The sequence below is a fragment of the Agathobacter ruminis genome, from assembly GCF_002735305.1.
Taxonomy (GTDB): domain Bacteria; phylum Bacillota; class Clostridia; order Lachnospirales; family Lachnospiraceae; genus Roseburia; species Roseburia ruminis.
In genome coordinates this window covers 1-23,838 of sequence record NZ_PDYG01000008.1, presented here as the reverse complement: position 1 = coordinate 23,838, position 23,838 = coordinate 1, and the positions used below count along the sequence as shown (strand labels likewise).

Here is a 23,838-nt window from a genome sequence, read left to right as displayed (position 1 = left end):
TTTTTTCTATATTCTATTGACTGATTGCTGTCTCAGTTTTTGACATCTTCTTCCATACGATGATAAAACATATCACATGGATCAGGAATGTCACAGACCATGATACCGGATAAGTTGCATAGAGTGATTCAATGCTGTGGAATTGCGGTGTCTGAAAGAAGGTAAAAATCCAAAGCAGACGAAGTCCGCAGGCTCCAATCAAAGAGACAATCATCGGCATAATGGAATAACCAAGTCCACGCAAAGAGCCGACCATGACGTCCATCATTCCGCAAAGTGCATATGGCATGCAGATCCAGTAAAGTCGAATCGTGCCGGCGGCAACCGCTTTCGCACTGTCTGTATACAATTGCAGGAGCGGATGCGCAAAAAATACGACAAGGTTTCCAAGTATCAGACCGGTCATAATGACGCACCCAAGTGCGCGCAACAGAATCGGGACAATGCGCTCTTTTTTTCCAACCCCCATATTCTGGCTGGTAAAAGTGATGGCAGCCTGATGAAAAGAATTCATTGCGACATAGACAAATCCTTCAAGGGATGCGGCAGCAGAATTGCCTGCAATCGTGATATTTCCAAAGGAATTGACGGACGCCTGAATGATTACATTCGACAAAGAAAAGAGCAGTCCCTGAAAACTGGCCGGCAATCCGATCTGCAGGATGCGCAAAAATTTGTCCCTGTGAATGTGAAGCTTTGAAAGTTCTACATGAATACTTCCCGGATTCGTCAGAAGACAATGCAGCACCAGTCCTGCGGAAATGCACTGCGAAATCACGGTCGCAAGTCCAACTCCGGCAACGCTCATATGAAATACGATTACAAAAATCAGATTCAATATGACATTGACGATTCCCGCAATCACCAGATAATAGAGCGGTCTCTGTGTATCTCCGGTCGCACGCAAAATCGCTGCGCCGAAATTGTATAACAGCATTGCCGGCATTCCGGCAAAATAAATCCGCAGATATAATGTAGCCAATTCAATCACGCCATTCGGGGAACCCATCCAGATCAAAAAATATTTGGCGCCAATTACCCCGACAAAAATAAGAATGACTCCGCTTACGAAGCTCAGCAGCATGGATGTATGAATGGTCTCACTCAAATCCTTTTCCTGCTTTGCGGCAAAATAGCGTGCAACCAGTACATTGGTTCCGACGGACAATCCGAGGAACAGATTGACAAGCAGATTGATCAAAGCTGAAGTCGAGCCCACTGCTGCCAATGCATTATCTCCCGAAAACTTACCGACGACAACCGTGTCTGCAGCATTAAATAAAAGCTGTAACAGACTGGAGGCCATAAGCGGTACAGCAAAAAGCAGCATCTTATTTAATATGGTGCCGCTTGTCATATCGATTTCATATTTTTTGGTTCTTGTTGTTCTATCTGATTTCATAAAAACTACTATACTCTTTTTTTTGAGGATTTCAACCATTCAAGTCTCGCTCGCGAGACTTGCGTCAGCGTAGCTGACATATTTAGTATACCTTTTGGTCTATCTTGACAAGTTTGTCGCCCGCGTATTGCAATCGCATGGTAAAAAAAGAATCACTTTCCATCAAAAGTTTCAGGAACGGGCGATCGCCTTCCCAGAGATTCAGGTTCATGATATCCTCTTTTGCGATCCAGCGAAGTTCTCCCTCTTCGCATTCCGGAACCGGCATCGTCAGACTATGCGCGTGTGAACTGTCATCTTCGATGATTGCATAATTCTCATACTCGGACGTGTCATGCTTTGAATCTTCAAATGCATCTGCCGTAAACAAATGCATATACTCGCACCCCCACTCATCCGACACGAAGGTGATCAGTCCGCGAAAGCAGTAATCGGTCAGATGCAATCCGGTCTCTTCAAAGACTTCGCGCTCCACACATTCTTCCGGGCTCTCGCCCTCTTCAAATTTGCCGCCGACGCCGACCCATTTGCCCGCATTTTCGTCGACTTTCTTTTTGTTGCGAAGCATCATCAGATATGCTCCGTTTTTTTCAATATAGCATAATGTCGTATTCCGCATCTTTATTCCATCTTTCCTTTTGATAAAACACTGTTTTGATATTTCCCCGATGATGTTACATCTTCCCCGAACCACTCCGGCGCCACAAATGCATTGGCTTGTTCAATGGAATCAAATTCGACTTCCACCAGAAGCAAACCTTCATAATCATCATGAAACACATCAAGCTCCGCAAGCGTACCGGAGTGGATATGCTTTCCGTCCGCATCGGTTTTCAGTTCGCCTTCCAGCGGAATAAAATATCGGGTCTTTTTAATCAAGATCCCGTCAGCCTTTTTTGCCAGATGATGATAAGATTCTTTCGTCAGCGGCAGATTGTATTCCTCTCTTGCAAGCAAACCGGATCCTTTGTAAGTCAGATAATATTCGTCATTTTCCGCACGCACACGCACAACCGGTTCTGTACTCAGATACCCCTGTTCCATTTCTGCTTTTTCATACTGCTCCAGGTTTTCCGGCAACTGCTTCACCAGATATTTGCGTTCAATTTCCATCTCGTTATCTCCTAAAAATAAAAGAGCTATCCTGCTCCGATAACTCTTTTATCTAATCTGATCGTTTCATTTCATTTTGACTAGAAATGTGCAACCTCATCGATGCTCTTTCTTGCGCCGAGTACCGGTTCCTTCGCGCCATAGCCAATTGCAATGATTGCTGCAATCTGCTCTGTCTTCGGAATATCAAGTGCTTTGCGCAACTCAACAGAATCTCTTAAGCCAAGAATTAGGGTATCAAGACCTCTGTCTTTTGCGGCAAGTATCAGATATGCATTGGAAAGGCCAAGGTCATATGCACCCCATTTGTTGCCAAGTTCATTGTCAGGATTGCCTGCGGTAAAACCGGAAGTATCCTTCACATAAGTGGTAATAATATAGGATGCATTGGCTGTGCTCTTTTGATTAAATGAAGGCATGCAGGCGCGTACCTTCTCGATTCGCTCCGGTGTATTTGCAACATAAAAACGGGAAGTCTCATAATTCTTCCAGGATGGTGCAAGCAGTGCATCTTCGATAATCTCGCGGATTACGTCATCCGAAATGCTCTTTCCCTCCTGATATGCACGGACACTTCTGCGTTCTTTGATTAATTCTTTAAATTCCATATGAATTCCTTCTCCTTTCACGAAAATCATTTCATTCCTATTTTAGTCTATCGCTTGAAAGTTTACAACCGATTCGGAAGGATTCTCCATAAAAAATCGGGGTGCCTGTGTAGGCACCCCAATTGGTTAATCCGTCAATGCATTTTTTAATGCGATATAGATATCAAGTGATTCCGGATTCTGCAATGCAGACCGGTTGGTGACATCTTTTCCGTTGAAAATATTGGTTACAGCACTTTCTACTTTCTTGCCGTTCATCGTCTTTGGAATATCCTTTACTTCATACATCAAAGCCGGAACATGTCTCGGAGATGCATTCACGCGAAGTGTGGTCTTAATCTTCTTGATCAGTTCCTCGTTCCACTCAAATCCGTCATTCAATTTCACAAAGAGAATGACACGCTGGTCTCCATTGTGATCCTGCCCGATTGCGAGAGAATCTTCCACTTCCGGAAGTTTCTCAACCTGGTTGTAGATTTCTGCTGTGCCAATGCGGACGCCGGATGGCTTCAATACAGAGTCAGAACGTCCACAGAATGATACACCGCCGGTCTTCTCGTGGAAGATAACGAAATCACCATGGCGCCAGATTCCAGGGAATACATCAAAGTATGCGTTAAAGTAACGCTCACCGCTCTCATCATTCCAGAATTTCAAAGGCATACATGGAACCGGGAATTCACAAACCAGTTCGCCTTCTACATCACGGATTGGCTTTGCATTGTCATCGAAACAATTGATTTTCATACCCAGTCCGGCGCTCTGTAACTCAGAGCCGTAAACCGGCTTTAAGAGGTTCGCAATCGCAAAGCATCCATTGATATCAGTTCCACCTGCGATGGAATTGAAGAACAGATCCTTCTTGATATCACTGTAAACATAATCCCAGCCTGCATCGGAAAGTGCGGATCCGGTCTGTGAAATCTCCTTCAATGCAGATAAGTCGACTTCCTTCATCGGAGAATATCCCTGATTCAAAAGCATATGGATGTAGCTTGCAGAAAGGCCGAATACGGTGACCTTTTCCTTCTCCAGAATTCTCCAGATTGCTCCGTTGTCCGGATAAGATGGATTTCCATCATAAAGAACAAGTGTCGCACCGGTTCCGACAGACGCAGCCTGCCAGTTCCACATCATCCATGAACAGGTTGTGATATATAAAAGCTTATCCTCTCTGGTTAAATCAGACTGGATTCCAAGCTCCTTGAGCTGATTGAGCAACAATCCCATTGCCGACTGCACCATACATTTTGGCTTTCCGGTTGTTCCGGAAGAGAACATGATAACAAGCGGCTGAGAGAATGGATACTTCTCATATACAAATCCATCGGTATCATATCCGTCGATAAATGTTTCGTATGGAATGGTATCTCTCACGGTCGGAAGTGTTCCTTCGCCTGCGAACGAAACGACTACGACCTTCTCAATGGTATCGATTGCATCTACGATTTCCTTGATATTGGTCTCGCAGTTAAATGGTTTGCCTTTGTAATAATATCCGTCTACGGTAAGAAGGACCTTCGGTCCAATCTGCCCGATGCGGTCGATTGCGACCTGTGAACCCACATCAGTTGCACATGAGCACCAGATTGCTCCGATGGATGCGGTTGCAAGCATTCCGATTACAGTTTCCGGAAGGTTTGGCATATAAGCCGCCACAATGTCGCCCTGTTTTACACCGGCATTTTTTAATGCAAGTGCGAAAGAAAGCACCTGTCTCTTGACTTCCTTTCTGCTAAGACGCTTCTCTACGACATTCTCTCCGTAAAATACGATTCCATCACTGTCTCCGTCCATAAAACGAAGCATATTCTCGGTATAATTTAATTTTGCACCTGGGAACCAGTTCATCTTGCGGAATTCCGGAACTTCTTTTGTTGAGAATCCCTCTCCCTTTTCTCCAATGATATCGAAGAAGTCCCAAATGGTTTCCCAGAATTTAATCGGTTCATTCACAGACCAGTCATAAAGCTGCGGATAGTCCGAAAAATGATTTCCTGTCTCCTTATTTACAAATTGCAGGTATTTCCAAATCACAGAATTCTCTTTCTGCTCCTTGGATGGTGTCCATAGTAATTTACCCATACCCAATACTCCTTTCATCTTTGTCTCAATCTATCAAAACACGTCGGTCTAACCCTTCAGTGCTCTAACCCCACTCAAAATTTATAAAAACAATGATACCAATGGAATGGTAATAATCGAAAGAATTGTCGTAATCACAATTCCTCGGCTTGTCACAATCTCATTGGCACCATAATTGCGATTCAATGCCAGCACCAAAGCGCCTACCGGCATTGCGATTTCCATCACGAATACATTTTTGACCATTTCGTCCAAAGGAAATCCCTTGATGATCAAAGCTGCCGCAATTGGAATAATCAGCAATTTGATAACCGAATAAATATAAACTCTTACACTTGCCAGATATTCTCTGACCGGGAATTTTGCAATCGAAATACCGGTGATAAACATCGACATCGGAATGGTCGCATCGCCCATATATCCGCAAATGGTCGTAAACGGATCACCGACTTCCACTCCTGATGCGTACAACAGAATCGCCAAAATAGATCCGATAAATCCCGGATTAATCATACTTTTTAATTGATATTTGGCTTTGTCTCCTTTTGTTTTTACCGTCAGATACAGTCCATAGCTGTAAATCAGCACATTATAAACCAATACATAAAAAACAATATAGATGGTTGCGCCGTTTCCATAAAGTGCAGCCAGAACCGGGATTGCCATAAATCCGACATTTGAAAAAATCGTCATCAGATTATATTGATAACTTTCCGTTCCTTTTGCACGGATGATAATCGGAATCACGATTCCAAGCACAATCAGCAATACATAATAAATACCAACCAGGATCAGATTCTGCACAATCTGGCCTGTCCCAATCGAACGATCCGCTGTAATCACCGCATTAAAAAGCAGGATTGGATTCAAAATGTTGGCCACAATTGTGGATAAGGAAGAATATCCTTCCTCTCCTACCCATTTCTTTTTATAGGAATAGTATCCACAAGCCATCATAAACAGCAGGGCAATCATTCGCTTTAACAAAACCAAAAACGTTGTCATTTTTTCAAAACCTCATACAAAAATATTTTACTATAAAGGTTACCTGTTAAGCAAGAAACCGCCAGGTAACCTACTCAAAAAAATCCCCCACAGTCGATCTGTGGGGGATGCAACTTCAGATACTTATTTATTCGACCGTCTCCAGATATTCAGCTTCTCCGCTTCTTTGATTAACTCATCGCGGAAATCCGGATGTGCGATGGAGATTAACTGCTCTGCACGCTGCCATGCGGAAAGTCCCTTCAGGCAGATCATGCCGTATTCTGTCACAATATACTGTCCATTTGCACGGGTGTCGGTAACAATGGAACCGGTTGCAAGTGTCGGACGAATGCGGCTGTTTAATGTACCATCTTTTGAAGCAAAGGTAGATGAAAGACAGATGAAGCTCTTTCCACCATTTGATAAATATGCACCCAAAACGAAATCAAGCTGTCCGCCCGCACCTGAAATATGCTTGGTTCCGGCAGATTCTGCATTGATCTGACCAAAGAGGTCGATATCGACTGCATTATTGATGGAAATGAAATTATCCAGCGCACTGATCTGGCGAATATCATTCGTATAACTTACCGGTGCACTCATCAATTCCGGATTCTCATCCATATAGTCGTACATCTTCTTGGTTCCGGCTCCGAAACCGTATACCTGACGGAAGCGGTCGATATTTTTCTTGGAACCGGTGATTTTTCCAGCTTTTGCAATATCTACAAACGCATCAACATACATCTCGGTATGCACTCCGAGATCTTTCAAATCAGATTCTGCAATCATGCTTCCGACTGCATTCGGCATGCCACCGATACCAAGCTGTAAGCATGCTCCGTTTGGAATCTCATTTACAATCAGTTCCGCAACCTTCTTGTCAATCTCGGTTGCAGCGCCACTGCCTCCGAGCTCTCCGATTGGAGGATTGCTTCCCTCAACAATATATTCTACCTGAGAAATATGGACACCGGTTTCGGTACCGCCAAGACATCTTGGCATATTCTCATTGACTTCGACAATAATATGTTTTGCGGTCTCACACATTGCACCAAGGTGAGAAGCATTCGGTCCAAAATTAAAGAATCCATGCTGATCCATCGGTGCAACCTGGAACATTGCCACATCATCGCGATCAGATTCCGGCATGTCGCGATAATATCTCGGCAACTCCGAATAACGAATCGGTGCATAATATGCACAGCCTCTTGCAATCAATTTGCGCTCAAGGCCACCCATATGCCATGAGTTCCAGCAGAAATGTTCTCCTGCATCTTCTCGTTCAAATACTTTAAGCGGTGCAAGTAAAATACCACCGCGCAATTTTACATCTTTTAATTCATCGGTACGCTTTGCCAATGCCTCATCCAAGGCAACCGGCGTATTATTGCACCATCCGTAATCTACCCAGTCTCCGGATTTTACGACCTTGACTGCTTCATCTGCAGAGACAAGTTTCTGATTATATTCTTCCTGAAATCCCATTGTGCTCCTCCGTCGCATTTTTTGTTTGTTAATTTTTTATCACTTTGTAAATTATAGCACTCTTCCTCCCACAATTCAATAACCTAGTAGCCTAGAATGTCCCATGGGGACGGTGTTTGTGGGTCATCCGATATGCTCTACTATGAATGAAATATCTTTTTTTATCTTTTCCAAATAATAATTATCATTTTTATAATTATCCATAAATTCGAATTCCGTCCCTTAATATTTCATTGGTAAGTTCTAAATTGTCTTTGAGCTGGTCAAGATTAAGGACATCTACTCTCTTATGAAGTGCTAGTCGAAGCTTTTCAACTAATCCATAAAACTTAATGCCCTTCAAATCTGACGAAATAAGAAAATCTAAATCACTGGATTCATTTGCTTTTCCTTTTGCATAAGATCCAAACAAAATGCAATAGTGGACCGGATATTCATCAAATACTTCTTTACACTTTTCCTTGATGAAATCCATATCTAAAATCCCATGATCTTCATCAATCGGATTCAAATCGTTAAGTTTCTCTAGTATATAATTGTATTTGATGGTATCTTCTTTCACCTTATCATTTTCATATGATTTATATGACCGAAGTGAAACCCCTACAAAATCAGCCACTTGCTGTTGTGTAAGTTTTTTTTCTAATCTAATCTTTTTAATTTCACTCATATTGCACCTCTTTTTTCAATGGGCGAGTGCAGGAATTGCACTTTCTATATCTATATAGTGCAACTTTTGCACTCGGATGTCAATACGAAGTGCAATTTCTGCCTAGAAAACTGAGAGAGACTATAAACAGAAGAAATTCATTGGAACTTAATGATGACTGTGCATTGGAAGAATGCTGGAATACTCTAACTGATATTCTAAGTAGCAGCATTGAAGAAACTATAGAATTTCTAAAGACCTGCACAGAAGATGAATTTTACGGTGTCGCCGAAGTCTTTCCCGAAATCATAAAGAAAACACAAAGTCGAGAAATCTATAATACCATGCTATCCAGAAACGAATCGTTGAAAAACCAAGAATATAAGGAAAGCAATTTGACAGATTTGAGATTTGCAGAAGAAGCTTTTATACAGTAAACATATCAAATAATAAACCCGCACGAAATTATCAAATTTCAGAGCACTCTACTCTGTCATAGATGTTTCGTGCAGGTTCTTTTTATGCGTTTTTTAATCTAGTTTTTTATCTAGTTTTTTATCCCAATATTAGTTATTTGAGAAATCGGTTCATTTGTCCACACATGAGCCTCGATATACCGCTCCGGCCCATGTGCGCCATCATCATTCCACTCCTGTGGCAAACCATATCGATCGATGATGCGCAAGATTTCTTCGTAGGTATAAACCTGATTCCGATATTCTTTGCCATCTTGTACTTTCGGGCTGAAGGTCGGCATGGAATCCCCATAAGTAAAAGAAATCTTTCGTGTATCAAATGCATCGATTGGGATTTTTAAAAAGTCACCCTGTTCATACCAGGTGCTTAACCACGGGCTATGCTCCACAACCATATAATGTGGAGAGTCAAGGTCCATGATGCCACCCTTCTTTGCGAATTCTCTCCTGAGAATTGCTTCGCAATTACGGCGCTTCTTAATATATTCCAAATCTCTTTTTGCACACATTGAATCCGGACGTTCTTTTTTCATTTGCTCCAAAATCAAATTGCTCTGCTCCGCCGAAAGCGCGGTCAAACTGCGAAACGGACCGGACCGTTTATCATAATAATGGTATAAATACATCCCATCCCCCGAAAACTTCTATTCCAGCACCTGATCAGCTACTTCAATCAATTCCGGAAGCGATTGAATCTTCGGCACCTGATGACTGATTTTTCCAAATCCGTATGCGGCATGGATAAATGCAAGTCCGGCCTCCATCGTCGCATCATAATCGCCCTGAATGTCTCCGATATAAGCCGCATCAAACAAGTCATTGCGCTCATAAAGCAGGCGAATATTCTGCCCCTTCGGCAATCCGTTATCTCCGAAGCACTGCGTATCCTCGAAATAATCCCACAGATGATAATAATCAAGAAAAGCTTCGATATATCCACTCTGGCAATTACTTACAATATATAAATGATACTTTTTCTTTAATTCTTTTAAAGTCTCTTCCAGCTGAGGATAGAGTACGCCACCATGTTCGCGCAAATATTCGTTCTCAAAATTTCCGGAATATTCCAAAGCCTCCATCCGCTCTTTCAATGGCAAATCCGGGAAAATGATTTCTGCGATTTCAGTCATTGTCTTTCCCATCACAGACTGCATGTCTTCCACTGTGATCACGCGGTGATAGCCAAGTTTTTCATTTGCAATTGTCCACGACTTTGCCACATTTTCTGAAGAATCCCAAAGGGTTCCGTCCATATCAAAAATCAATCCTAATTTCTCGTTCATATCATCCAACTTTCTCAATCTCTTATTTTTCTATTCCAACATTACATTTATATCATACTCTTTCTCCATTTCCCCTTTAAGAAGTCAAGGATTATCGGTGGTTTAAGTAAAACACCGCCAGCTGCGTACGATCACGGAGCGACAATTTTTCCAAAATCGTACTGATATAATTGCGCACAGTTCCTTCCGACAGGCACAATGCATCTGCAATTTCCCGATTACTCTTTCCGCTTCCGACTTCAGCAATCACCTCGATTTCCTTATCTGTAATATCATAGACCGCATAATCAAATGATTCCTTTTTCGTGGTCAGTACCGGTATCTTACTTACAATCTCACCGCCAAACACACTCTGTCCGCCGTAGACTGCTTTTACTGCCGGAACAATTCCATTGAAGTCCTGCTTTAAAATATATCCTTTGACGCCAAGTTCCAAAGCTTTCATAATATATTCATCATCTGAAAAAGTTGTCAGCAACAAAATCTTTGCATCCGTATCCTTTTTCAGGATTTCTTCCGCAGCACATAATCCGGACATTTTCTTCATCTGAATGTCCATCAAAACCACATCCGGATGATATTTCTCATAAAGAGCTACCGCATCTTTCCCGTCATTGCCGGATGCAACCACAGCCAACTCCGAATCTGCTTCCAATATAGTTTTCAAAGAAAGTGCAACGAGCTGATCGTCATCACATACGATAAGATTCACTATTTTATTCCCTCCTGTTCCTTCGGAATCGATAATAATATCTTAAATCCATTTACATCTGAAAAGGAAATCGTTCCACCGATTGCCTTCACACGGTCTTCCATATTATGAAGTCCAATTCCGCCATGCTCTCGGTCAATCTTCCCGGTTCCGTTGTCAGCAACCATCATCTGATAAAATCCCGGATGTTCTCGCAAAACAACAGACACTTTGGTTCCGTCGCAATGCTTGATGATATTCGCAGTAGCTTCCTTTGCGATTGCAAGAAAACAATATTTGACGTTGCTGGCAATTTCCGTTCCCATATCATATTCATAATCAACCTGATAATGCGCACGCAACTCAGCAAGTACTTCCTCTACCGAGCGCTTTAAGTCGAGTGAATCATTGTGAAGATCATGTACACTCTCACGAATATTATTCATCGCTTCATTCATCGAATCATTCACGCTTTGCAACTGTCCGTGAAGCGGCTCCTCTTTATAAATCGTAAGCAACGCTCCCGTCTGCAAAATCGTACGGGACAGCATATGACCAACATTATCATGAATTTCTCGCGCAATTCGATTTCGCTCCTGCAAGGTCGCCAACCGCACCGAGTCATCCTGGCTGGCAAGGAGCTCTGCATTGCGTTGCTGCAATTTGTTTTCGAGTGCAACCGACGAATCGATTTGATTGAGAAACTGACGGCGATATGCGGTTGCTTTTAAGTTTTCATAGGCCAAAAGCATCGCAAGTACCATTAAAATTCCCAGTGTGCAGACCGGCCACTTCCTGTCAAAAAAAGGAGAATCAATTGCATATTCTGCGGCAAACGGCAGCAACAGTATGGGGATAAACAGCCATTTTTCCTTTTGTGCGAGTGAAAAAGAAATCACCGGCATAAAGAATAGCAATGGCCACCACAAAAATGAGATGCACAGACAAAGTATCATCCATCCGTAATCTACTCTCTTATCGTCAAACAAATATTGAAGTACAATTGCGCTTTCCGTTTCAATGATTCCAATCAGGCTTGCAATCACGATATAATTTTCCTGTGTGGTCAGCACAAGAAGAATGATTCCGGAAACCAATATCAGATTTTTTTCTACTATCTCCCTCATACATTTTCGCTTTCTTCATACGCCTTTTGATTGCAAAAACAAACATAAATTAAGATTATCATAAAATATGACAAATGTCATTTTGAAGTTCTGACATCTAACACTGTTTTTCATTCCGGTGAAGCATTATGCTTAATACAACAAAACGAAAACAATGAAGGAGGAGTTATATATGAACGAAACAGCCGTAAAGGTAAAGGAACTGGTGAAACGCTATCGCGAACTGCTGGCGGTTGACCATTTGAATCTTGAAATCAAGCAGGGGGAAATTTTTGGATTGCTTGGACCAAACGGTTCCGGCAAGACCACAACGATCAATTGCATTCTTTCACTTTTGTCTTATGACAATGGGGAGATTGAAATCTTCGAAAAACCGATGAAAGCTGACGCCTATGATATCAAAGCAAAAATCGGTGTGGTCATGCAGAATGTTGCTGTATTTGAGGAGTTGACTGTCCAGGAAAACATTGATTATTTCTGCGGATTATACATCAATGACAAGCAGCTGCGCAAGCAATATGTAGAAGAAGCGATTCAGTTCACCGGACTCGAAGACTTCCGCAAATTCTATCCAAAGAAGTTATCCGGTGGTCTTCTTCGCCGCCTAAACATTGCCTGCGGAATCGCGCACAAGCCAAAACTGATCATCCTGGATGAGCCAACCGTAGCTGTTGATCCGCAGAGCCGAAACCGCATTCTCGAAGGCATTATGGAATTAAACAGACAGGGCGCAACCATCATTTACACCTCCCATTATATGGAAGAAGTAGAACAGATTTGCTCTCGCATTGCTATTATCGATAATGGAAAATGCATTGCTCAGGGAACTGCGGAAGAATTGAAAAAGCTGATTAAGAAACGCGAAATCATCACCATCGATATCTTATCTGTCACCGCAGATGACATCGAGGCATTAAAGGCACTTCCACATGTCTATTCTGTCACCTTTGAAGATTCCAAACTGACAATTCTCTGTGACGGCGGAAGCCACAATCTCGTTCGCGTACTGGATTATCTGCAGGGCAAAGAATATTCCTTCGGACATATTCATTCCGCACTTCCGACATTGAACGATGTCTTTTTGGAAATCACAGGAAAAGAATTACGCGATTAAAGGGAGGAAGTTATGTTAAGAACAATGATATTCAGCTGGAAGACACTCTTCCGCGATAAAGCCAATACCTTTTGGATCCTGCTCTTTCCGATTATTCTCGGAAGCTTCTTCAAAATTGCTTTCGGAAATCTTGGAGCGACAGAAAATATCTCGACCATCCCGGTTGCAATCGTGAAATCCGATTCCGTATATGACGAACAGCTCGACAATGTGATCACGCAGCTGTCAACCGAAAAAGGCGGATTTTTGGAAGCATCCTACTGTACGGAAGAAGAAGCCAAAGAACAGTTAAAAGAAAAAGAAATTGTTGGCATTCTCCATTCCGGCGAGATGGTTCGCCTGAGCGTGTCGGAGAATATGAAAGAACAAAGCATGCAGCAAAGCATCCTCAAAACTTTCGTTGACCGCTACAACATGCAGGTAAATGCCCTGACAGAACTGCTGCCGGATCATATGGAGCAGTACCAGGAAATGATTGATGCATTGTCAGCCGAGATTACCTACAATGCAAACGAATCATTGGGACGCCATCCGGATCAGTCACCATATACCCAATATTTCTTTAACCTGCTTGCAATGCAATGTCTGTTTACTGCTGTCGGTGGGGTATTGGTTGCCTGTCACAACCAGGCAAACCTGTCAGAGCTTGCAAAGCGAATCACTGTTGCCCCGACCCACAAACTGATTCGCATCGTTCCGGAACTGCTTGCCGTAACCATTTATGAATTTGTACTCAATGCAGTCGGATTTGCTTATATGGCTTTCATCTTAAAAATTCAATTGCTGGACCGCCTGCCGTTTACAGTCCTTACAATGTTTCTCGGCTGCTTCGTCGGCGTATCGCTCGGATTTTTCATTGGCTGTTTTGGTCACTTCGACCAGACTGCAAAGCAGGGACTGGTCTTCGCAGTTACGATGCCGCTTTGCTTTTTGAGCGGATTGATGATTGGAAATATGAATATTCTGATTGAGAATCACCTTCCGATTGTCAATCGACTCAACCCGGCAGCTCTTTTGACCGACAGTTTTTACCGCTTAAGCCAGTACGAAGATCTAAGCCGTTTTTATACCAACATCCTGACAATTATTGGATTTATCATTCTGTTTTGTGTCACCGGATTTTTAATGACAAGGAGAAAAACCTATGCTCAACTTTAAGACCTTTTTCCAAATTGCAAAAAAGCATATTGGCACCTGCTTCATCTATGTCATCATCTTCCTGATTCTGATGGTTGTCATGACCAATATCAATAAGGGAAGCAGCACTTCAAAATTCGAAGCAAAGTCCGTGAAATTTACCGTAATCGACGAGGATGATACCGTCGCAAGCCATGCACTAACGGACTATCTGGCTACCAAACATAAATATATTTCGTTTGAAGGAAAAGACATTTCGAAGATTCAGGACAATATGTATTATGAAGAAATTTCATATGTCCTTACCATTCCGAAAGGATACGAAGAAGAATTAAAGAACGGTAATTTCAAGAATCTGGTAACACATTCCATGCGCACCGATTCTGCTGCCGGATATTTCTTTAACCAGGATGTGGATTCCTATTTCCGGGCATTATCCGTTTATCAGGCATCCTCTGAATCTTTGGAAGATTCGTTAAGCAAAGCTGCCAATGTAATGGAGAAAGTAAATGCAAACGAAGTCGAAATGATTACCTTTGAGAAAACCAATAACGGGAATTCTCCAAGCGGATATTTCTTCCAATATTTTGCTTATATTTTGATCTCAGTTCTGCTCCTTAGCATGTCACCGATTCTGATGACCTTCCATAACAGAGATCTGGCAGCGCGCATCTCCTGCAGCTACTTAAAGCCTCGCCGCAAAGCTGCCGGAATCGGACTCGGTGCCATCTGCTACAGCATCCTGGTATGGCTGATTATCCTGATTGCCGGCGGATTCGGCGGAATGTACCGTTACGATCCGATTGAGACAATCGCACTTATGACAGCAAACAGCTTTGTCTATCTGATTGTAATCGTCACCATGACACTGTGCATCGCATCCTTCTCGCTCTCTGAGCACGCACTTCAGTTGATTGCCAATGTCATTGGTCTGGGAAGCTCTTTCCTTTGCGGGGTTTTCGTCCCACAATGGATGCTGGCTGAGAATGTAACTCGCATCTCACGCTTCTTCCCGGCTTACTGGTTTATTCGCAACAACAACATCCTGGCCGGTTTCAACGGAGAAGCCTTCAACCCGGATGAATATCTGCTCAACCTCGGCGTGCAACTGCTCTTCGCACTTGCATTTATGACGATTTACTTCGTGATGCATGTGCAAAAGAAAGCGAAGGCGGTTGCGTAGAAAAGCTGAAATATAATATATTTCAGCTTCTACGAGAATATTTAGTTATAGTATTGAATACGTACTTTATAAATGATATTATAATAGAACAATTTGGTATGTTTAACATATCGTTTGAAAAACACCGACTGATTGCGCCAACGATCTCTCCGGTGTTTTTCTTTTGTAATAATTACTTATCAGCAAATTTAAACGACATGTTTTTTCAGAATCCGTACATACCATTCTCGCATGATAATACTCTGTCATTTGAAGTAACCTTTTTAAAAAGAAGTCCATTACAATAGTATTTTTTTCCATTGGAAGATAATCAATCAATAATACTATTGTCTTTGCGCTTTCCTTTATTTCTTCTACTTCTTCTTGTTCCAATATTTTACTTAATGAAATAACATGCCAATTTGACAGTATATCTTCAACCAGTTCTACGTAAGGACATTCTTTGGGGATTTCTTTTTGGTCCCAAAAAACACCGAATAATTTGTATGATAATTTCATGGATTCGTCCTCCTATAATTCAATTGAAATTCCGGTATTATTATGAATTGCTCTTATTGCATAATCTTTTAATGTGGCTATCGGTATCTCATACTCTTCCGGTATAAATTCATTCGAAATATTATCAAGTAGTTTTACAAGTTTAGCACACTTTTCTGCATCAAGGTAATCATAATCCCCGTCATCAAGCAACGTTTCACACGACGCATTAATTTGATCTACCATATTGTTTAAAAACCAATCATCTACATCATCTGCAACATACTCCTCAATTTTATCCGGCCAGCCCGATCCTAAATCATAAACAGGACCATACTTTTCAATTCCATCTAATGTTTTAGCAAGTTGAAATCTCATTTTCTCATCTCCTTCCTTTTCATGATTTTAAAATGGGTTTCTTCTAGACTACGGCTAGGAGTTCCATCAATTTTCGTATACATTTTAGCTTTTTTATCATATATACGTAAATATCCGGAGGGCATATCTGCTTTTATAATGTAATTTGAATTTTCAAATACAAATTTCACACCTTTCACTTTCCCTTTTGCCCCCGGTGTAAATCGATTAACAATATCATTTAAGTTAACCATATGTTTCTTCCAATTCTTGTTGTATTTTTCTTCACGGATTTTACTATTGTAATATCTAATCGCATCAAGCATATTCCCGTGAATCATAATACGCGCATAAAATTTTGCAGCTATTGAATAACCGGCTTTGCTATCTGACATAAGGCACCTCCTTACATAATCTATGAAAATCTAAATACACTCTGTAATCAATGCCCATGACATCTAATTGTTTTTCTACAATCTTATCTTGTTTTCCATACAAAACAAGTTTGCTCGGTAATAAATAAAGAATCTTTTCCAAATAACTAAAGTCTTTCTCATCGCCAATTATATTACAGCCAAGGAATCCGGAAGCAGCCATTACCTGCTGAGGAAAATTATTAAATACTCTCGCCAAGTCCAAAGTTGCGGATCTGGTATTAATTACAATTTTTACACCATTTACAGCTAGAATAGCCAAAAACATTTGATTCACTAGTTCAATGACAGCTTGCCATTCCTCATCCATATCGTCCGTAATCGTTACGTCCATCCCGATTACACCCATATATTTCTTATACTCATCAATTTCATCTAACACTTTGGTCAATCTAGGATATAAATGACAATCACTATCAAAAAAGCAAATTAATGTCTTTTGTGGGTTCTTCACACGCCAATTTTTTCTTTGCGAATAAGGAATTACCAATTTAGGCCAATCAGTTAAAAACATTTCTTCCGCAAATATAGGAAAGCCTTCTTCATTAAAAGAAATACCACTTTGTTTCAGATAGTTACGATATTCAATTGTAATCTGTATTAAATTTTTTAAATTAGAAATTTTATTCATAAAAATTCCTCGTTTTCTTAATATTAGAGGAATTTCTATATTAAACAATTCTACAATTTGGTATGTTTAACATATCGTTCCTCATTATTTGAACTATGTAAAGAAAACTACTGCGCCAACAGTTTTTTCTTCCATAATCCTATATGTCCATATGCATCACCTCTTTCTTATATATATGATATCTTGCTCTTATTTAGAGTTCAACTCTAATCTTTTCATTTTTGCAATTTGCATAAAATGCATAATTTTAATCCATTACAAAAAGCTTTTTCCATTTGGAACCAAAATACCATTTGCTTATTAAAGAACATTTGATAACATGAAAGAAAATAGCTTCTAATTTTTCAAACGTGGGAATAATATTCTATGATAGCAAAAAAGAAAAGTTGTTCTACAAGGATAATATGTATTATGTTCTACGTGAGAATAAAGATGATGAATATATCATTTCATCTTGCTACAGTGCGTATGATATGATTGATATACCTATTACTGTGCCAACCCCTTTTTATTTTACCTTCATCCCAGAGTGTCTGGATACATATGAAAAAGATTACGAACCAAATTATGTGCTGAAAGTCGTTTTTGACATATTTTCCTTTTCAGATATGAAAGAGTTTTATTCTCGAATGGATGATAAGTATTATCACATTGATGAAACTAATCAAACAATTACTGTGAATGGCTATGATTGTAAGCATAATACGGAAGTGAAAGACTGTATGATGTTTGACTATAAGAATCGTACGATTAGCGGAATCAACAAAGATGGCGATCTGGAAATTATTATTCAACCAAAAAAGATACTCCTATTTCCTTTTAGGAAATGGAGTATCTTTTCTAATTACATTTCTAATTCGGCCCTTTTCCGGCCCCCTTGAGTCGAGCCATCGCTCGGGCAAGATTGGCTGCCGAAATATGATATTCCTGTATGCTCTGCTTTTGACGCAATTGTTCCTGCGCACGTTCAAGTGCTTCCTGCGCACGGAACCGATCGATATCCTCCGGTTTTTCGCAGGAATAAACCACCAGTTTCACACTGCCGTCTTTGTATACAGTCAGCAAGCCATCCGAAATGATGGCATAGTGCCACACCTGATCCGGCGTGCGATATTTGATTTCCCCGATTTCAATCACACCGGTCATGGTTTCATGGTGATTGAGCACTTCAATCTGACCATCTGTTCCCGGGAAAATAAGTGATTCACATTCGCCATCATAAAAAATGCCTGAGCATGCTACAATTGTCAAATGGTATGCGGATGCCATATCTGCCTCCTAACTTATTTTCGACTTTCTTCTTTTGCCTTCTTTTTCACATCTTCGATGGTACCAACATTGAAAAATGCGTTTTCAGGATATTGGTCCATTTCTCCGTTTAAGATGGCTTTGAATCCGCGAATGGTCTCTTCAATCGGAACAAACTGTCCTTTCACGCCGGTAAAATTCTCTGCAACCGAGAATGGCTGTGACAGGAATCGCTGAATTTTTCTCGCGCGATAAACGGTTTGCTTGTCTTCATCGGAAAGTTCTTCCATACCAAGGATTGCGATAATATCCTGCAGTTCCTTGTATTTCTGCAAAATTTCCTGAACGGCTCTCGCTACCTGATAATGTTCTTCGCCCACAACATCCGGCTCAAGAATACGCGAAGTGGATTCGAGCGGATCCACTGCAGGATAAATACCCTGCTCCACGATTTTTCTCGAAAGTACCGTAGTGGCATCCAAATGTGAGAAGGTGGTTGCCGGTGCAGGGTCCGTCAAGTCATCCGCAGGTACGTAAACGGCCTGTACCGAAGTAACGGATCCGTTTTTTGTGGAAGCGATACGCTCCTGCAATTCTCCGAGATCATTGGCAAGTGTCGGCTGATATCCTACTGCGGACGGCATACGTCCAAGCAATGCAGATACTTCCGAACCAGCCTGCACAAAACGGAAAATATTATCAATAAATAAAAGCACGTCCTGATGCTGCACATCACGGAAATATTCCGCCATGGTAAGTCCTGTTTCCGCCACACGCATACGCGCTCCGGGCGGTTCGTTCATCTGTCCGAATACCAATGCGGTTTTATCCAATACGCCTGACTCTGACATCTCCGTCCACAAATCATTTCCTTCGCGGCTTCGCTCTCCGACTCCGGTGAAAATAGAATATCCGCCGCTTTCGGTTGCGATATTGTGAATCAATTCCTGAATCAATACGGTTTTGCCTACACCGGCACCACCGAACAATCCGATTTTTCCGCCCTTTGCATATGGCGCAAGCAAATCAATGACCTTGATTCCGGTTACCAACATTTCCGCTACCGGACTTTGATCTTCAAATGTCGGCGGCTCACGATGAATGCTCCAATGTTCAGCATCTGCGAGAGATTCCTTTCCATCGAGCGTATCGCCAAGTACATTGAAGAGTCGTCCCAGCGTCTTTTCTCCAACCGGAACCGTAATTCCATCTCCGGTCGCGACAACCTCCATATCTCTGCAAAGTCCCTCCGACGGCGCAAGCATAATGCAGCGCACCACACCAAGGCCGATATGCTGGGAGACTTCCATTACACGCTTTGTCCCATTGACCATGACATAAAGCGCATCGCGGATAGCCGGCAAATTGTTGTCTTTAAATTCTACGTCTACAACAGGTCCTGAGACCTGGACGATTTTACCTATCTGTTCTGACACTGCTATCACCTCGCCTGTTGTTTCTTCTTTTCCTTTTTCTTTTTGAGTGCCTTGGCGCCTCCGATCACCTCAGTGATTTCCTGTGTGATGGCCGCCTGACGCACGCGATTGTATTCTATGGACAACTCATGAAGAATCGCTTCCGCATTGTCTGTTGCCGATTGCATTGCAAGCATACGTGCATTTTCCTCACTTGCCGAGCATTCCACCAATGCACCGTAAGTAAATCCGGTGACAAAGTTGTAGACGAGCCGTTCGAGAACGCGGCGCGGTGACGGATAAAATTCATACCAGTCATCTCCGGTCTCCATCGCCTCTTCCTCATAACTGTTTAATGTTTCGATATGGTGTGCTTCATCTTCGCGTTTTTTTACACCGGCAAGCTTCATTTCGAATTCTGCCTGCATGGATTTGTGCGGTTTGAACGGAAGAATGCGCTCGACATTGGTCTCCTCCGCAATCGAATTGAGCATCTTGGTATAAATGATATAGACCTCATCCAATTCTTCTTTCAAATACAAATCAATGATATATTCTGTAATCACACGTGCACGATGAATCGAAGGATTGTTTGCGGAAAAGCGGAAATTTTCATCTACATGATATCCCTGTCCGATGAAAAACGCACGGCCGACTTCCCCGACGACAAACATCGTATAATCCTCACTTTTCGGATCATCAATCAAAGCCGAAGCTTCCTTGATTGCATTATGATTGTATGCACCGGCCATTCCTTTATCGCCGGTCATGACAATATAGCCTTTCTTTTTTACAGTCTCCTGCTCGTCTTTGATTCGGTTATCGAAATAAATGCTGCGGATGTCCGGAAAATGTGCCATCGTCTCCGCAATTGCGCGCTGTGTCGATTCAAAAAACGGAAGCGTGTCTTCCAGTTTTTGCTTTGCTTTGCGCAATTTCATCGAAGACATCATATACATTGCTCTGGTAATCTTCATGGTATCCTGAATACTGCTGATTCGATTCTGGATTTCCTTTGTATTTGCCATAGACTACTCCTGATTGTTCTTGAATTCCATTGCAGCTTCAATGATTGCATTTTTGACTTCGTCACTCAAATCTTTGGAAGATTCAATTGCACTGATAATTTCGCTGTGTTCGCCTGCAAAGAATGACAGCAGGTCATCGCGGAACCGTTTGATCTGGTTTTCCTCGAGATCCGAGAACACATGCGCATTTGCACTCACAAGCAGAATTACCTGTGCTGCCATCGAAAGCGGATGATTCAACGGCTGCTTCAGCAGATTCATCAATGCTCTTCCGTGCGCAAGCTGTGCCTTTGTCGCCTCATCCAAATCAGATGAGAACTGTGTAAACACTTCCATCTCACGATATTGTGCCAAATCAATTCGGATGGATCCTGCCGCTTTTTTCATCGCTTTGGTCTGCGCAGCGCCTCCTACACGGGAAACCGAAAGTCCTACATTGACCGCAGGTCTTTGTCCTGAGAAGAACAATTCTGATTCCAAAAAGATTTGTCCGTCCGTAATAGAAATGACATTCGTCGGAATATATGCAGACAAATCTCCGGCCTGCGTCTCGATAATCGGCAATGCGGTAATCGATCCACCACCGGCTTCCGGTGTCAGTCGCGCAGAGCGCTCCAGCAATCTCGAGTGCAGATAGAAAACATCACCCGGGTAAGCTTCTCGTCCCGGAGATCGTTCCAACAGCAATGAAATTGCACGGTATGCAACCGCATGCTTTGACAAATCATCATAAATAATCAGCACATCCTTGCCGCGATACATGAAATACTCCGCAAGCGCAGTTCCGGAATAAGGTGCAAGATATTGCAACGGTGCCGGATCGGACGCAGTCGCCGAAACGACAATCGTATAGCTCATCGCATCATGTTCGCGCAATGTATTCACAAGTTTTGCAATCGTGGATGCTTTTTGTCCGATTGCAACATAAACACAGATGACACCTTTTCCCTTCTGGTTTAAGATGGTATCTGTCGCAATGCTGGTCTTACCGGTCTGTCTGTCGCCGATGATCAGTTCACGCTGTCCGCGACCGATTGGAAACATCGAATCGATTGCCAATATTCCGGTCTCCATCGGCACTGTAACCGATTTTCGGTCTACGATACCCGGTGCCGGAGTCTCCACCGGTCTGAAATCGTCCGCGTCAATATCGCCTTTTCCATCCAGCGGTGCACCAAGCGCATCGACAATTCTGCCGCAAAAAGCTTCTCCGGTCGGCAGACCTGCCATTTTTCCGGTTCGTACCACGCGGCTGCCCTCTTTGATTTCCGTGTCGCGTCCAAACAGGATGACACCGATTTCATCTCGTCTGACATCCTGCACCATGCCTTTTACGCCACAGTCAAAAATGACGATTTCGCCGTAGAATGCATGATCGATGCCATCGACATTGGCAATTCCATCGCCGACATAGTTGACAATTCCGATCTCGTTGTCCTTTGCTTCGAGTTCAAAATCTTCCACGCTCGCCTGCAGAATCGAAAGAATCCCTTTCTCACTTGCAGTTGCGGAAGCCATATTCAATTTTTCTTTTAACTGATTGATTCGTCCCTGCTCACTCCAGTCATATTCCTTGGAGCCAATCTCAAGTACAAAACCGCTTCCTAACGTCTCGTCCTCTTTCAAATCAATCTCAACCGCTTCATTTCCGGTCTCTTTGACCACAAACTGTCGGATTCTTGCGAGCTGCTCCTCATTTGGAGCTGTCACATAGGTCAGTCTGGCCCGCTCTACGACATCCTTCTGACCCTGCGGTTGCTCTTCGAGTGCTTCACGCACCTCTTCGATACAGTCAAAATCGCCGTTATCGCATAACAATTTCAGGAAATTGCGAATCTCCTTCGGAAAAATCCGATCCACAACCAATACTTTCTTTTCGAGTGATTCCGTTGGATTCTCCAGTTGCTCACGAATTGCAGGCACTGCATCCATAATGGACAATGCCGCATCGAGACTTGCTCTGGCATTCACCTGATTTTGCAGACTTCTGGCGTATTCAATTGATTTTTCTCTCACGCTATTCACCTGCTTTTCCTAAAAACTGTTCGTATAAGTCGCTGTCGACCTCAGCACTGTTCTTGCTTCCAACCACTTTGGTGGTAGCATCTACAATCAGCTGTGCGATCTCTTTGCGCGCAGAACCAATGATTTCTTTCTTTTCATGCTCTGCTGCAGCAACTGCATCTTTGTGTATCTGACTTGCCTCACTCTTTGCATCCGCGAGAATATTCTGATATTCTCCATCCGCATGCTTACGTGCTTCGGCAAGAATCTGTTTTCTTTCACTCTCCGCGCCAATCAATTTCTGCTCATAAGAATTCTTTAATTCTTCCGCATCATTCTGTCGGCTCAACGCCTCCTCGTACAGTTCGTCCGCTTCTTTCTGTCGCTGCGCAATAATCTTTGCCAACGGTTTGAAGAAGAAGATCCGAAATGCAATAAACAGAATCAACAAATTGACAACGGTAAATAGTATCGACCAAAATGAAATTTGAATCATATCATCAACCTGCCTTTATCAGCTATTTCACCATTACAATAACCATCAATGCAATAACAAATCCGTAAATCGCGGTTGCCTCTGCAAGCGCACAACCCAAAATCAGATTCTTTGTAATCTTGCTGTCTGCTTCCGGCTGACGCGCAGTTGCCTCACATGCCTTTCCGGTTGCAATTCCGATTCCGATTCCTGCTCCCAAACCTGTTAATACTGCAATTCCTGCTCCAATAGCAATCAGTGTACTCATTTTTTTCTCCTTTTCTGTGCCAATCTTTCTGTGTCAATCTTTCTGTGTTAACCGTTCTGTGTTAACCCTTCTGCGAGATTCTTTCGCCGTCATTCTTTCGCATCCTCGCGGAGCGTTTATCTCAGTCGGAGATTGTAACCCCGACTGAGACCAGTTTG

At 42.3% G+C, this 23,838-nt stretch carries 27 protein-coding genes; 5 read left to right on the top strand and 22 right to left on the bottom strand.

The window, feature by feature from the left end; all coding sequences use genetic code 11:
* Positions 1–13 precede the first annotated feature (13 nt).
* The 8 genes from CSX02_RS02580 to CSX02_RS02545 form a co-directional block, all read right to left on the bottom strand.
* The gene (locus CSX02_RS02580) at positions 14–1,402 is read right to left on the bottom strand and encodes an MATE family efflux transporter (protein ID WP_099385523.1); all 1,389 of its coding nucleotides are present in this window, start codon (positions 1,400–1,402) and stop codon (positions 14–16) included.
* 82 nt (positions 1,403–1,484) lie between these two features.
* Positions 1,485–2,021, bottom strand: coding sequence for an NUDIX hydrolase (locus CSX02_RS02575; RefSeq protein ID WP_099385522.1), 537 nt, complete (start codon positions 2,019–2,021; stop codon positions 1,485–1,487).
* Positions 2,022–2,023: 2 nt separating this feature from the next.
* On the bottom strand, positions 2,024–2,515 hold the full coding sequence (locus CSX02_RS02570; protein ID WP_099385521.1) for a CYTH domain-containing protein: 492 nt from the start codon (positions 2,513–2,515) through the stop codon (positions 2,024–2,026).
* Between the two features lie 80 nt (positions 2,516–2,595).
* Positions 2,596–3,123, bottom strand: coding sequence for a nitroreductase family protein (locus CSX02_RS02565; RefSeq protein ID WP_031545138.1), 528 nt, complete (start codon positions 3,121–3,123; stop codon positions 2,596–2,598).
* 126 nt (positions 3,124–3,249) lie between these two features.
* Positions 3,250–5,208, bottom strand: coding sequence for an acetoacetate--CoA ligase (locus tag CSX02_RS02560; protein ID WP_099385520.1), 1,959 nt, complete (start codon positions 5,206–5,208; stop codon positions 3,250–3,252).
* An 81-nt stretch (positions 5,209–5,289) separates the two neighbouring features.
* Positions 5,290–6,213 (bottom strand): AEC family transporter, encoded by a 924-nt coding sequence (locus tag CSX02_RS02555; protein ID WP_031545134.1) that lies wholly within the window; start codon positions 6,211–6,213, stop codon positions 5,290–5,292.
* 123 nt (positions 6,214–6,336) lie between these two features.
* Positions 6,337–7,683, bottom strand: a complete 1,347-nt coding sequence (locus tag CSX02_RS02550; protein ID WP_099385519.1) for a butyryl-CoA:acetate CoA-transferase — start codon at positions 7,681–7,683, stop codon at positions 6,337–6,339.
* Positions 7,684–7,879: 196 nt separating this feature from the next.
* The gene (locus tag CSX02_RS02545) at positions 7,880–8,353 is read right to left on the bottom strand and encodes a nucleotidyltransferase domain-containing protein (protein ID WP_099385518.1); all 474 of its coding nucleotides are present in this window, start codon (positions 8,351–8,353) and stop codon (positions 7,880–7,882) included.
* Positions 8,354–8,493: 140 nt separating this feature from the next.
* On the opposite strand from CSX02_RS02545, the gene CSX02_RS02540 reads away from it, so the two are divergent.
* The gene (locus CSX02_RS02540) at positions 8,494–8,769 is read left to right on the top strand and encodes a hypothetical protein (RefSeq protein WP_143248124.1); all 276 of its coding nucleotides are present in this window, start codon (positions 8,494–8,496) and stop codon (positions 8,767–8,769) included.
* Between the two features lie 110 nt (positions 8,770–8,879).
* Here the strand turns inward: CSX02_RS02540 and CSX02_RS02535 are convergent, their stop codons facing one another.
* The 4 genes from CSX02_RS02535 to CSX02_RS02520 form a co-directional block, all read right to left on the bottom strand.
* Positions 8,880–9,434, bottom strand: coding sequence for a hypothetical protein (locus CSX02_RS02535; protein WP_099385516.1), 555 nt, complete (start codon positions 9,432–9,434; stop codon positions 8,880–8,882).
* A gap of 18 nt (positions 9,435–9,452) precedes the next feature.
* Entirely contained in the window at positions 9,453–10,091 is a 639-nt protein-coding gene (locus tag CSX02_RS02530) for an HAD family hydrolase (protein ID WP_099385566.1), read from the bottom strand.
* A 91-nt stretch (positions 10,092–10,182) separates the two neighbouring features.
* Positions 10,183–10,803 (bottom strand): response regulator transcription factor, encoded by a 621-nt coding sequence (locus tag CSX02_RS02525; RefSeq protein WP_099385515.1) that lies wholly within the window; start codon positions 10,801–10,803, stop codon positions 10,183–10,185.
* Positions 10,803–11,909 carry a sensor histidine kinase gene (locus CSX02_RS02520; protein ID WP_099385514.1) on the bottom strand — a complete coding sequence of 369 codons (1,107 nt, stop codon included), beginning with the start codon at positions 11,907–11,909 and terminating at the stop codon, positions 10,803–10,805. The genes CSX02_RS02525 and CSX02_RS02520 overlap by 1 nt, the downstream gene beginning before the upstream one ends.
* 172 nt (positions 11,910–12,081) lie before the next feature.
* Here CSX02_RS02520 and CSX02_RS02515 point away from each other — a divergent pair, with 172 nt between their 5' ends.
* The 3 genes from CSX02_RS02515 to CSX02_RS02505 are packed head-to-tail and all read left to right on the top strand — an operon-like array spanning position 12,082 to position 15,343.
* Complete coding sequence (locus CSX02_RS02515) at positions 12,082–13,023, top strand: ABC transporter ATP-binding protein (protein ID WP_031545119.1); 942 nt, start codon at positions 12,082–12,084, stop codon at positions 13,021–13,023.
* A 12-nt stretch (positions 13,024–13,035) separates the two neighbouring features.
* A complete protein-coding gene (locus CSX02_RS02510; RefSeq protein ID WP_099385513.1) occupies positions 13,036–14,181 on the top strand; it encodes an ABC transporter permease in 1,146 nt (381 codons plus the stop codon).
* Positions 14,168–15,343, top strand: a complete 1,176-nt coding sequence (locus CSX02_RS02505) for an ABC transporter permease (RefSeq protein WP_099385512.1) — start codon at positions 14,168–14,170, stop codon at positions 15,341–15,343. The genes CSX02_RS02510 and CSX02_RS02505 overlap by 14 nt, the downstream gene beginning before the upstream one ends.
* Positions 15,344–15,445: 102 nt before the next feature.
* On the opposite strand, the gene CSX02_RS02500 is transcribed toward CSX02_RS02505, so the two are convergent.
* From CSX02_RS02500 to CSX02_RS02485, 4 genes are read right to left on the bottom strand one after another with little or no spacing between them, the layout of a single operon-like run.
* On the bottom strand, positions 15,446–15,841 hold the full coding sequence (locus CSX02_RS02500) for a hypothetical protein (RefSeq protein WP_099385511.1): 396 nt from the start codon (positions 15,839–15,841) through the stop codon (positions 15,446–15,448).
* 12 nt (positions 15,842–15,853) lie between these two features.
* A complete protein-coding gene (locus CSX02_RS02495) occupies positions 15,854–16,198 on the bottom strand; it encodes a hypothetical protein (RefSeq protein ID WP_099385510.1) in 345 nt (114 codons plus the stop codon).
* The gene (locus tag CSX02_RS02490) at positions 16,195–16,572 is read right to left on the bottom strand and encodes a hypothetical protein (RefSeq protein WP_099385509.1); all 378 of its coding nucleotides are present in this window, start codon (positions 16,570–16,572) and stop codon (positions 16,195–16,197) included. The genes CSX02_RS02495 and CSX02_RS02490 overlap by 4 nt, the downstream gene beginning before the upstream one ends.
* Positions 16,562–17,242 carry a DUF4417 domain-containing protein gene (locus CSX02_RS02485; protein ID WP_099385508.1) on the bottom strand — a complete coding sequence of 227 codons (681 nt, stop codon included), beginning with the start codon at positions 17,240–17,242 and terminating at the stop codon, positions 16,562–16,564. Before CSX02_RS02485 ends, CSX02_RS02490 begins: the two co-directional genes overlap by 11 nt.
* A gap of 404 nt (positions 17,243–17,646) precedes the next feature.
* Between CSX02_RS02485 and CSX02_RS02480 the strand changes: the two genes are divergently transcribed.
* Entirely contained in the window at positions 17,647–18,123 is a 477-nt protein-coding gene (locus tag CSX02_RS02480; RefSeq protein ID WP_099385507.1) for a hypothetical protein, read from the top strand.
* Here the strand turns inward: CSX02_RS02480 and atpC are convergent.
* From atpC to atpE, 6 genes are read right to left on the bottom strand one after another with little or no spacing between them, the layout of a single operon-like run.
* Entirely contained in the window at positions 18,095–18,511 is a 417-nt protein-coding gene (gene atpC, locus CSX02_RS02475; protein ID WP_099385506.1) for an ATP synthase F1 subunit epsilon, read from the bottom strand. The two genes, CSX02_RS02480 and atpC, sit on opposite strands and share 29 nt — an antisense overlap.
* A 14-nt stretch (positions 18,512–18,525) precedes the next feature.
* Positions 18,526–19,926, bottom strand: coding sequence for a F0F1 ATP synthase subunit beta (gene atpD / locus CSX02_RS02470; RefSeq protein WP_031545110.1), 1,401 nt, complete (start codon positions 19,924–19,926; stop codon positions 18,526–18,528).
* Between the two features lie 5 nt (positions 19,927–19,931).
* Entirely contained in the window at positions 19,932–20,933 is a 1,002-nt protein-coding gene (gene atpG, locus CSX02_RS02465; RefSeq protein ID WP_031545108.1) for an ATP synthase F1 subunit gamma, read from the bottom strand.
* 3 nt (positions 20,934–20,936) lie between these two features.
* Positions 20,937–22,949 (bottom strand): F0F1 ATP synthase subunit alpha, encoded by a 2,013-nt coding sequence (gene atpA / locus CSX02_RS02460; protein WP_099385565.1) that lies wholly within the window; start codon positions 22,947–22,949, stop codon positions 20,937–20,939.
* Between the two features lies 1 nt (position 22,950).
* On the bottom strand, positions 22,951–23,433 hold the full coding sequence (locus CSX02_RS02455; protein ID WP_031545104.1) for an ATP synthase F0 subunit B: 483 nt from the start codon (positions 23,431–23,433) through the stop codon (positions 22,951–22,953).
* A 22-nt stretch (positions 23,434–23,455) separates the two neighbouring features.
* A complete protein-coding gene (gene atpE / locus CSX02_RS02450; RefSeq protein ID WP_031545102.1) occupies positions 23,456–23,680 on the bottom strand; it encodes an ATP synthase F0 subunit C in 225 nt (74 codons plus the stop codon).
* Positions 23,681–23,838 lie beyond the last annotated feature (158 nt).

What these genes read in the sequence shown, in the direction of transcription:
- CSX02_RS02580 (WP_099385523.1), bottom strand. Translation starts at nt 1,402, where the DNA reads ATGAAATCAGATAGAACAACAAGAACCAAAAAATATGAAATCGATATG.
- CSX02_RS02575 (WP_099385522.1), bottom strand. Translation starts at nt 2,021, where the DNA reads ATGCGGAATACGACATTATGCTATATTGAAAAAAACGGAGCATATCTG.
- CSX02_RS02570 (WP_099385521.1), bottom strand. Translation starts at nt 2,515, where the DNA reads ATGGAAATTGAACGCAAATATCTGGTGAAGCAGTTGCCGGAAAACCTG.
- CSX02_RS02565 (WP_031545138.1), bottom strand. Translation starts at nt 3,123, where the DNA reads ATGGAATTTAAAGAATTAATCAAAGAACGCAGAAGTGTCCGTGCATAT.
- CSX02_RS02560 (WP_099385520.1), bottom strand. Translation starts at nt 5,208, where the DNA reads ATGGGTAAATTACTATGGACACCATCCAAGGAGCAGAAAGAGAATTCT.
- CSX02_RS02555 (WP_031545134.1), bottom strand. Translation starts at nt 6,213, where the DNA reads ATGACAACGTTTTTGGTTTTGTTAAAGCGAATGATTGCCCTGCTGTTT.
- CSX02_RS02550 (WP_099385519.1), bottom strand. Translation starts at nt 7,683, where the DNA reads ATGGGATTTCAGGAAGAATATAATCAGAAACTTGTCTCTGCAGATGAA.
- CSX02_RS02545 (WP_099385518.1), bottom strand. Translation starts at nt 8,353, where the DNA reads ATGAGTGAAATTAAAAAGATTAGATTAGAAAAAAAACTTACACAACAG.
- CSX02_RS02535 (WP_099385516.1), bottom strand. Translation starts at nt 9,434, where the DNA reads ATGTATTTATACCATTATTATGATAAACGGTCCGGTCCGTTTCGCAGT.
- CSX02_RS02530 (WP_099385566.1), bottom strand. Translation starts at nt 10,091, where the DNA reads ATGAACGAGAAATTAGGATTGATTTTTGATATGGACGGAACCCTTTGG.
- CSX02_RS02520 (WP_099385514.1), bottom strand. Translation starts at nt 11,909, where the DNA reads ATGAGGGAGATAGTAGAAAAAAATCTGATATTGGTTTCCGGAATCATT.
- CSX02_RS02515 (WP_031545119.1), top strand. Translation starts at nt 12,082, where the DNA reads ATGAACGAAACAGCCGTAAAGGTAAAGGAACTGGTGAAACGCTATCGC.
- CSX02_RS02510 (WP_099385513.1), top strand. Translation starts at nt 13,036, where the DNA reads ATGTTAAGAACAATGATATTCAGCTGGAAGACACTCTTCCGCGATAAA.
- CSX02_RS02505 (WP_099385512.1), top strand. Translation starts at nt 14,168, where the DNA reads ATGCTCAACTTTAAGACCTTTTTCCAAATTGCAAAAAAGCATATTGGC.
- CSX02_RS02500 (WP_099385511.1), bottom strand. Translation starts at nt 15,841, where the DNA reads ATGAAATTATCATACAAATTATTCGGTGTTTTTTGGGACCAAAAAGAA.
- CSX02_RS02495 (WP_099385510.1), bottom strand. Translation starts at nt 16,198, where the DNA reads ATGAGATTTCAACTTGCTAAAACATTAGATGGAATTGAAAAGTATGGT.
- CSX02_RS02490 (WP_099385509.1), bottom strand. Translation starts at nt 16,572, where the DNA reads ATGTCAGATAGCAAAGCCGGTTATTCAATAGCTGCAAAATTTTATGCG.
- CSX02_RS02485 (WP_099385508.1), bottom strand. Translation starts at nt 17,242, where the DNA reads ATGAATAAAATTTCTAATTTAAAAAATTTAATACAGATTACAATTGAA.
- CSX02_RS02480 (WP_099385507.1), top strand. Translation starts at nt 17,647, where the DNA reads ATGTATTATGTTCTACGTGAGAATAAAGATGATGAATATATCATTTCA.
- atpC (WP_099385506.1), bottom strand. Translation starts at nt 18,511, where the DNA reads ATGGCATCCGCATACCATTTGACAATTGTAGCATGCTCAGGCATTTTT.
- atpG (WP_031545108.1), bottom strand. Translation starts at nt 20,933, where the DNA reads ATGGCAAATACAAAGGAAATCCAGAATCGAATCAGCAGTATTCAGGAT.
- CSX02_RS02455 (WP_031545104.1), bottom strand. Translation starts at nt 23,433, where the DNA reads ATGATTCAAATTTCATTTTGGTCGATACTATTTACCGTTGTCAATTTG.
- atpE (WP_031545102.1), bottom strand. Translation starts at nt 23,680, where the DNA reads ATGAGTACACTGATTGCTATTGGAGCAGGAATTGCAGTATTAACAGGT.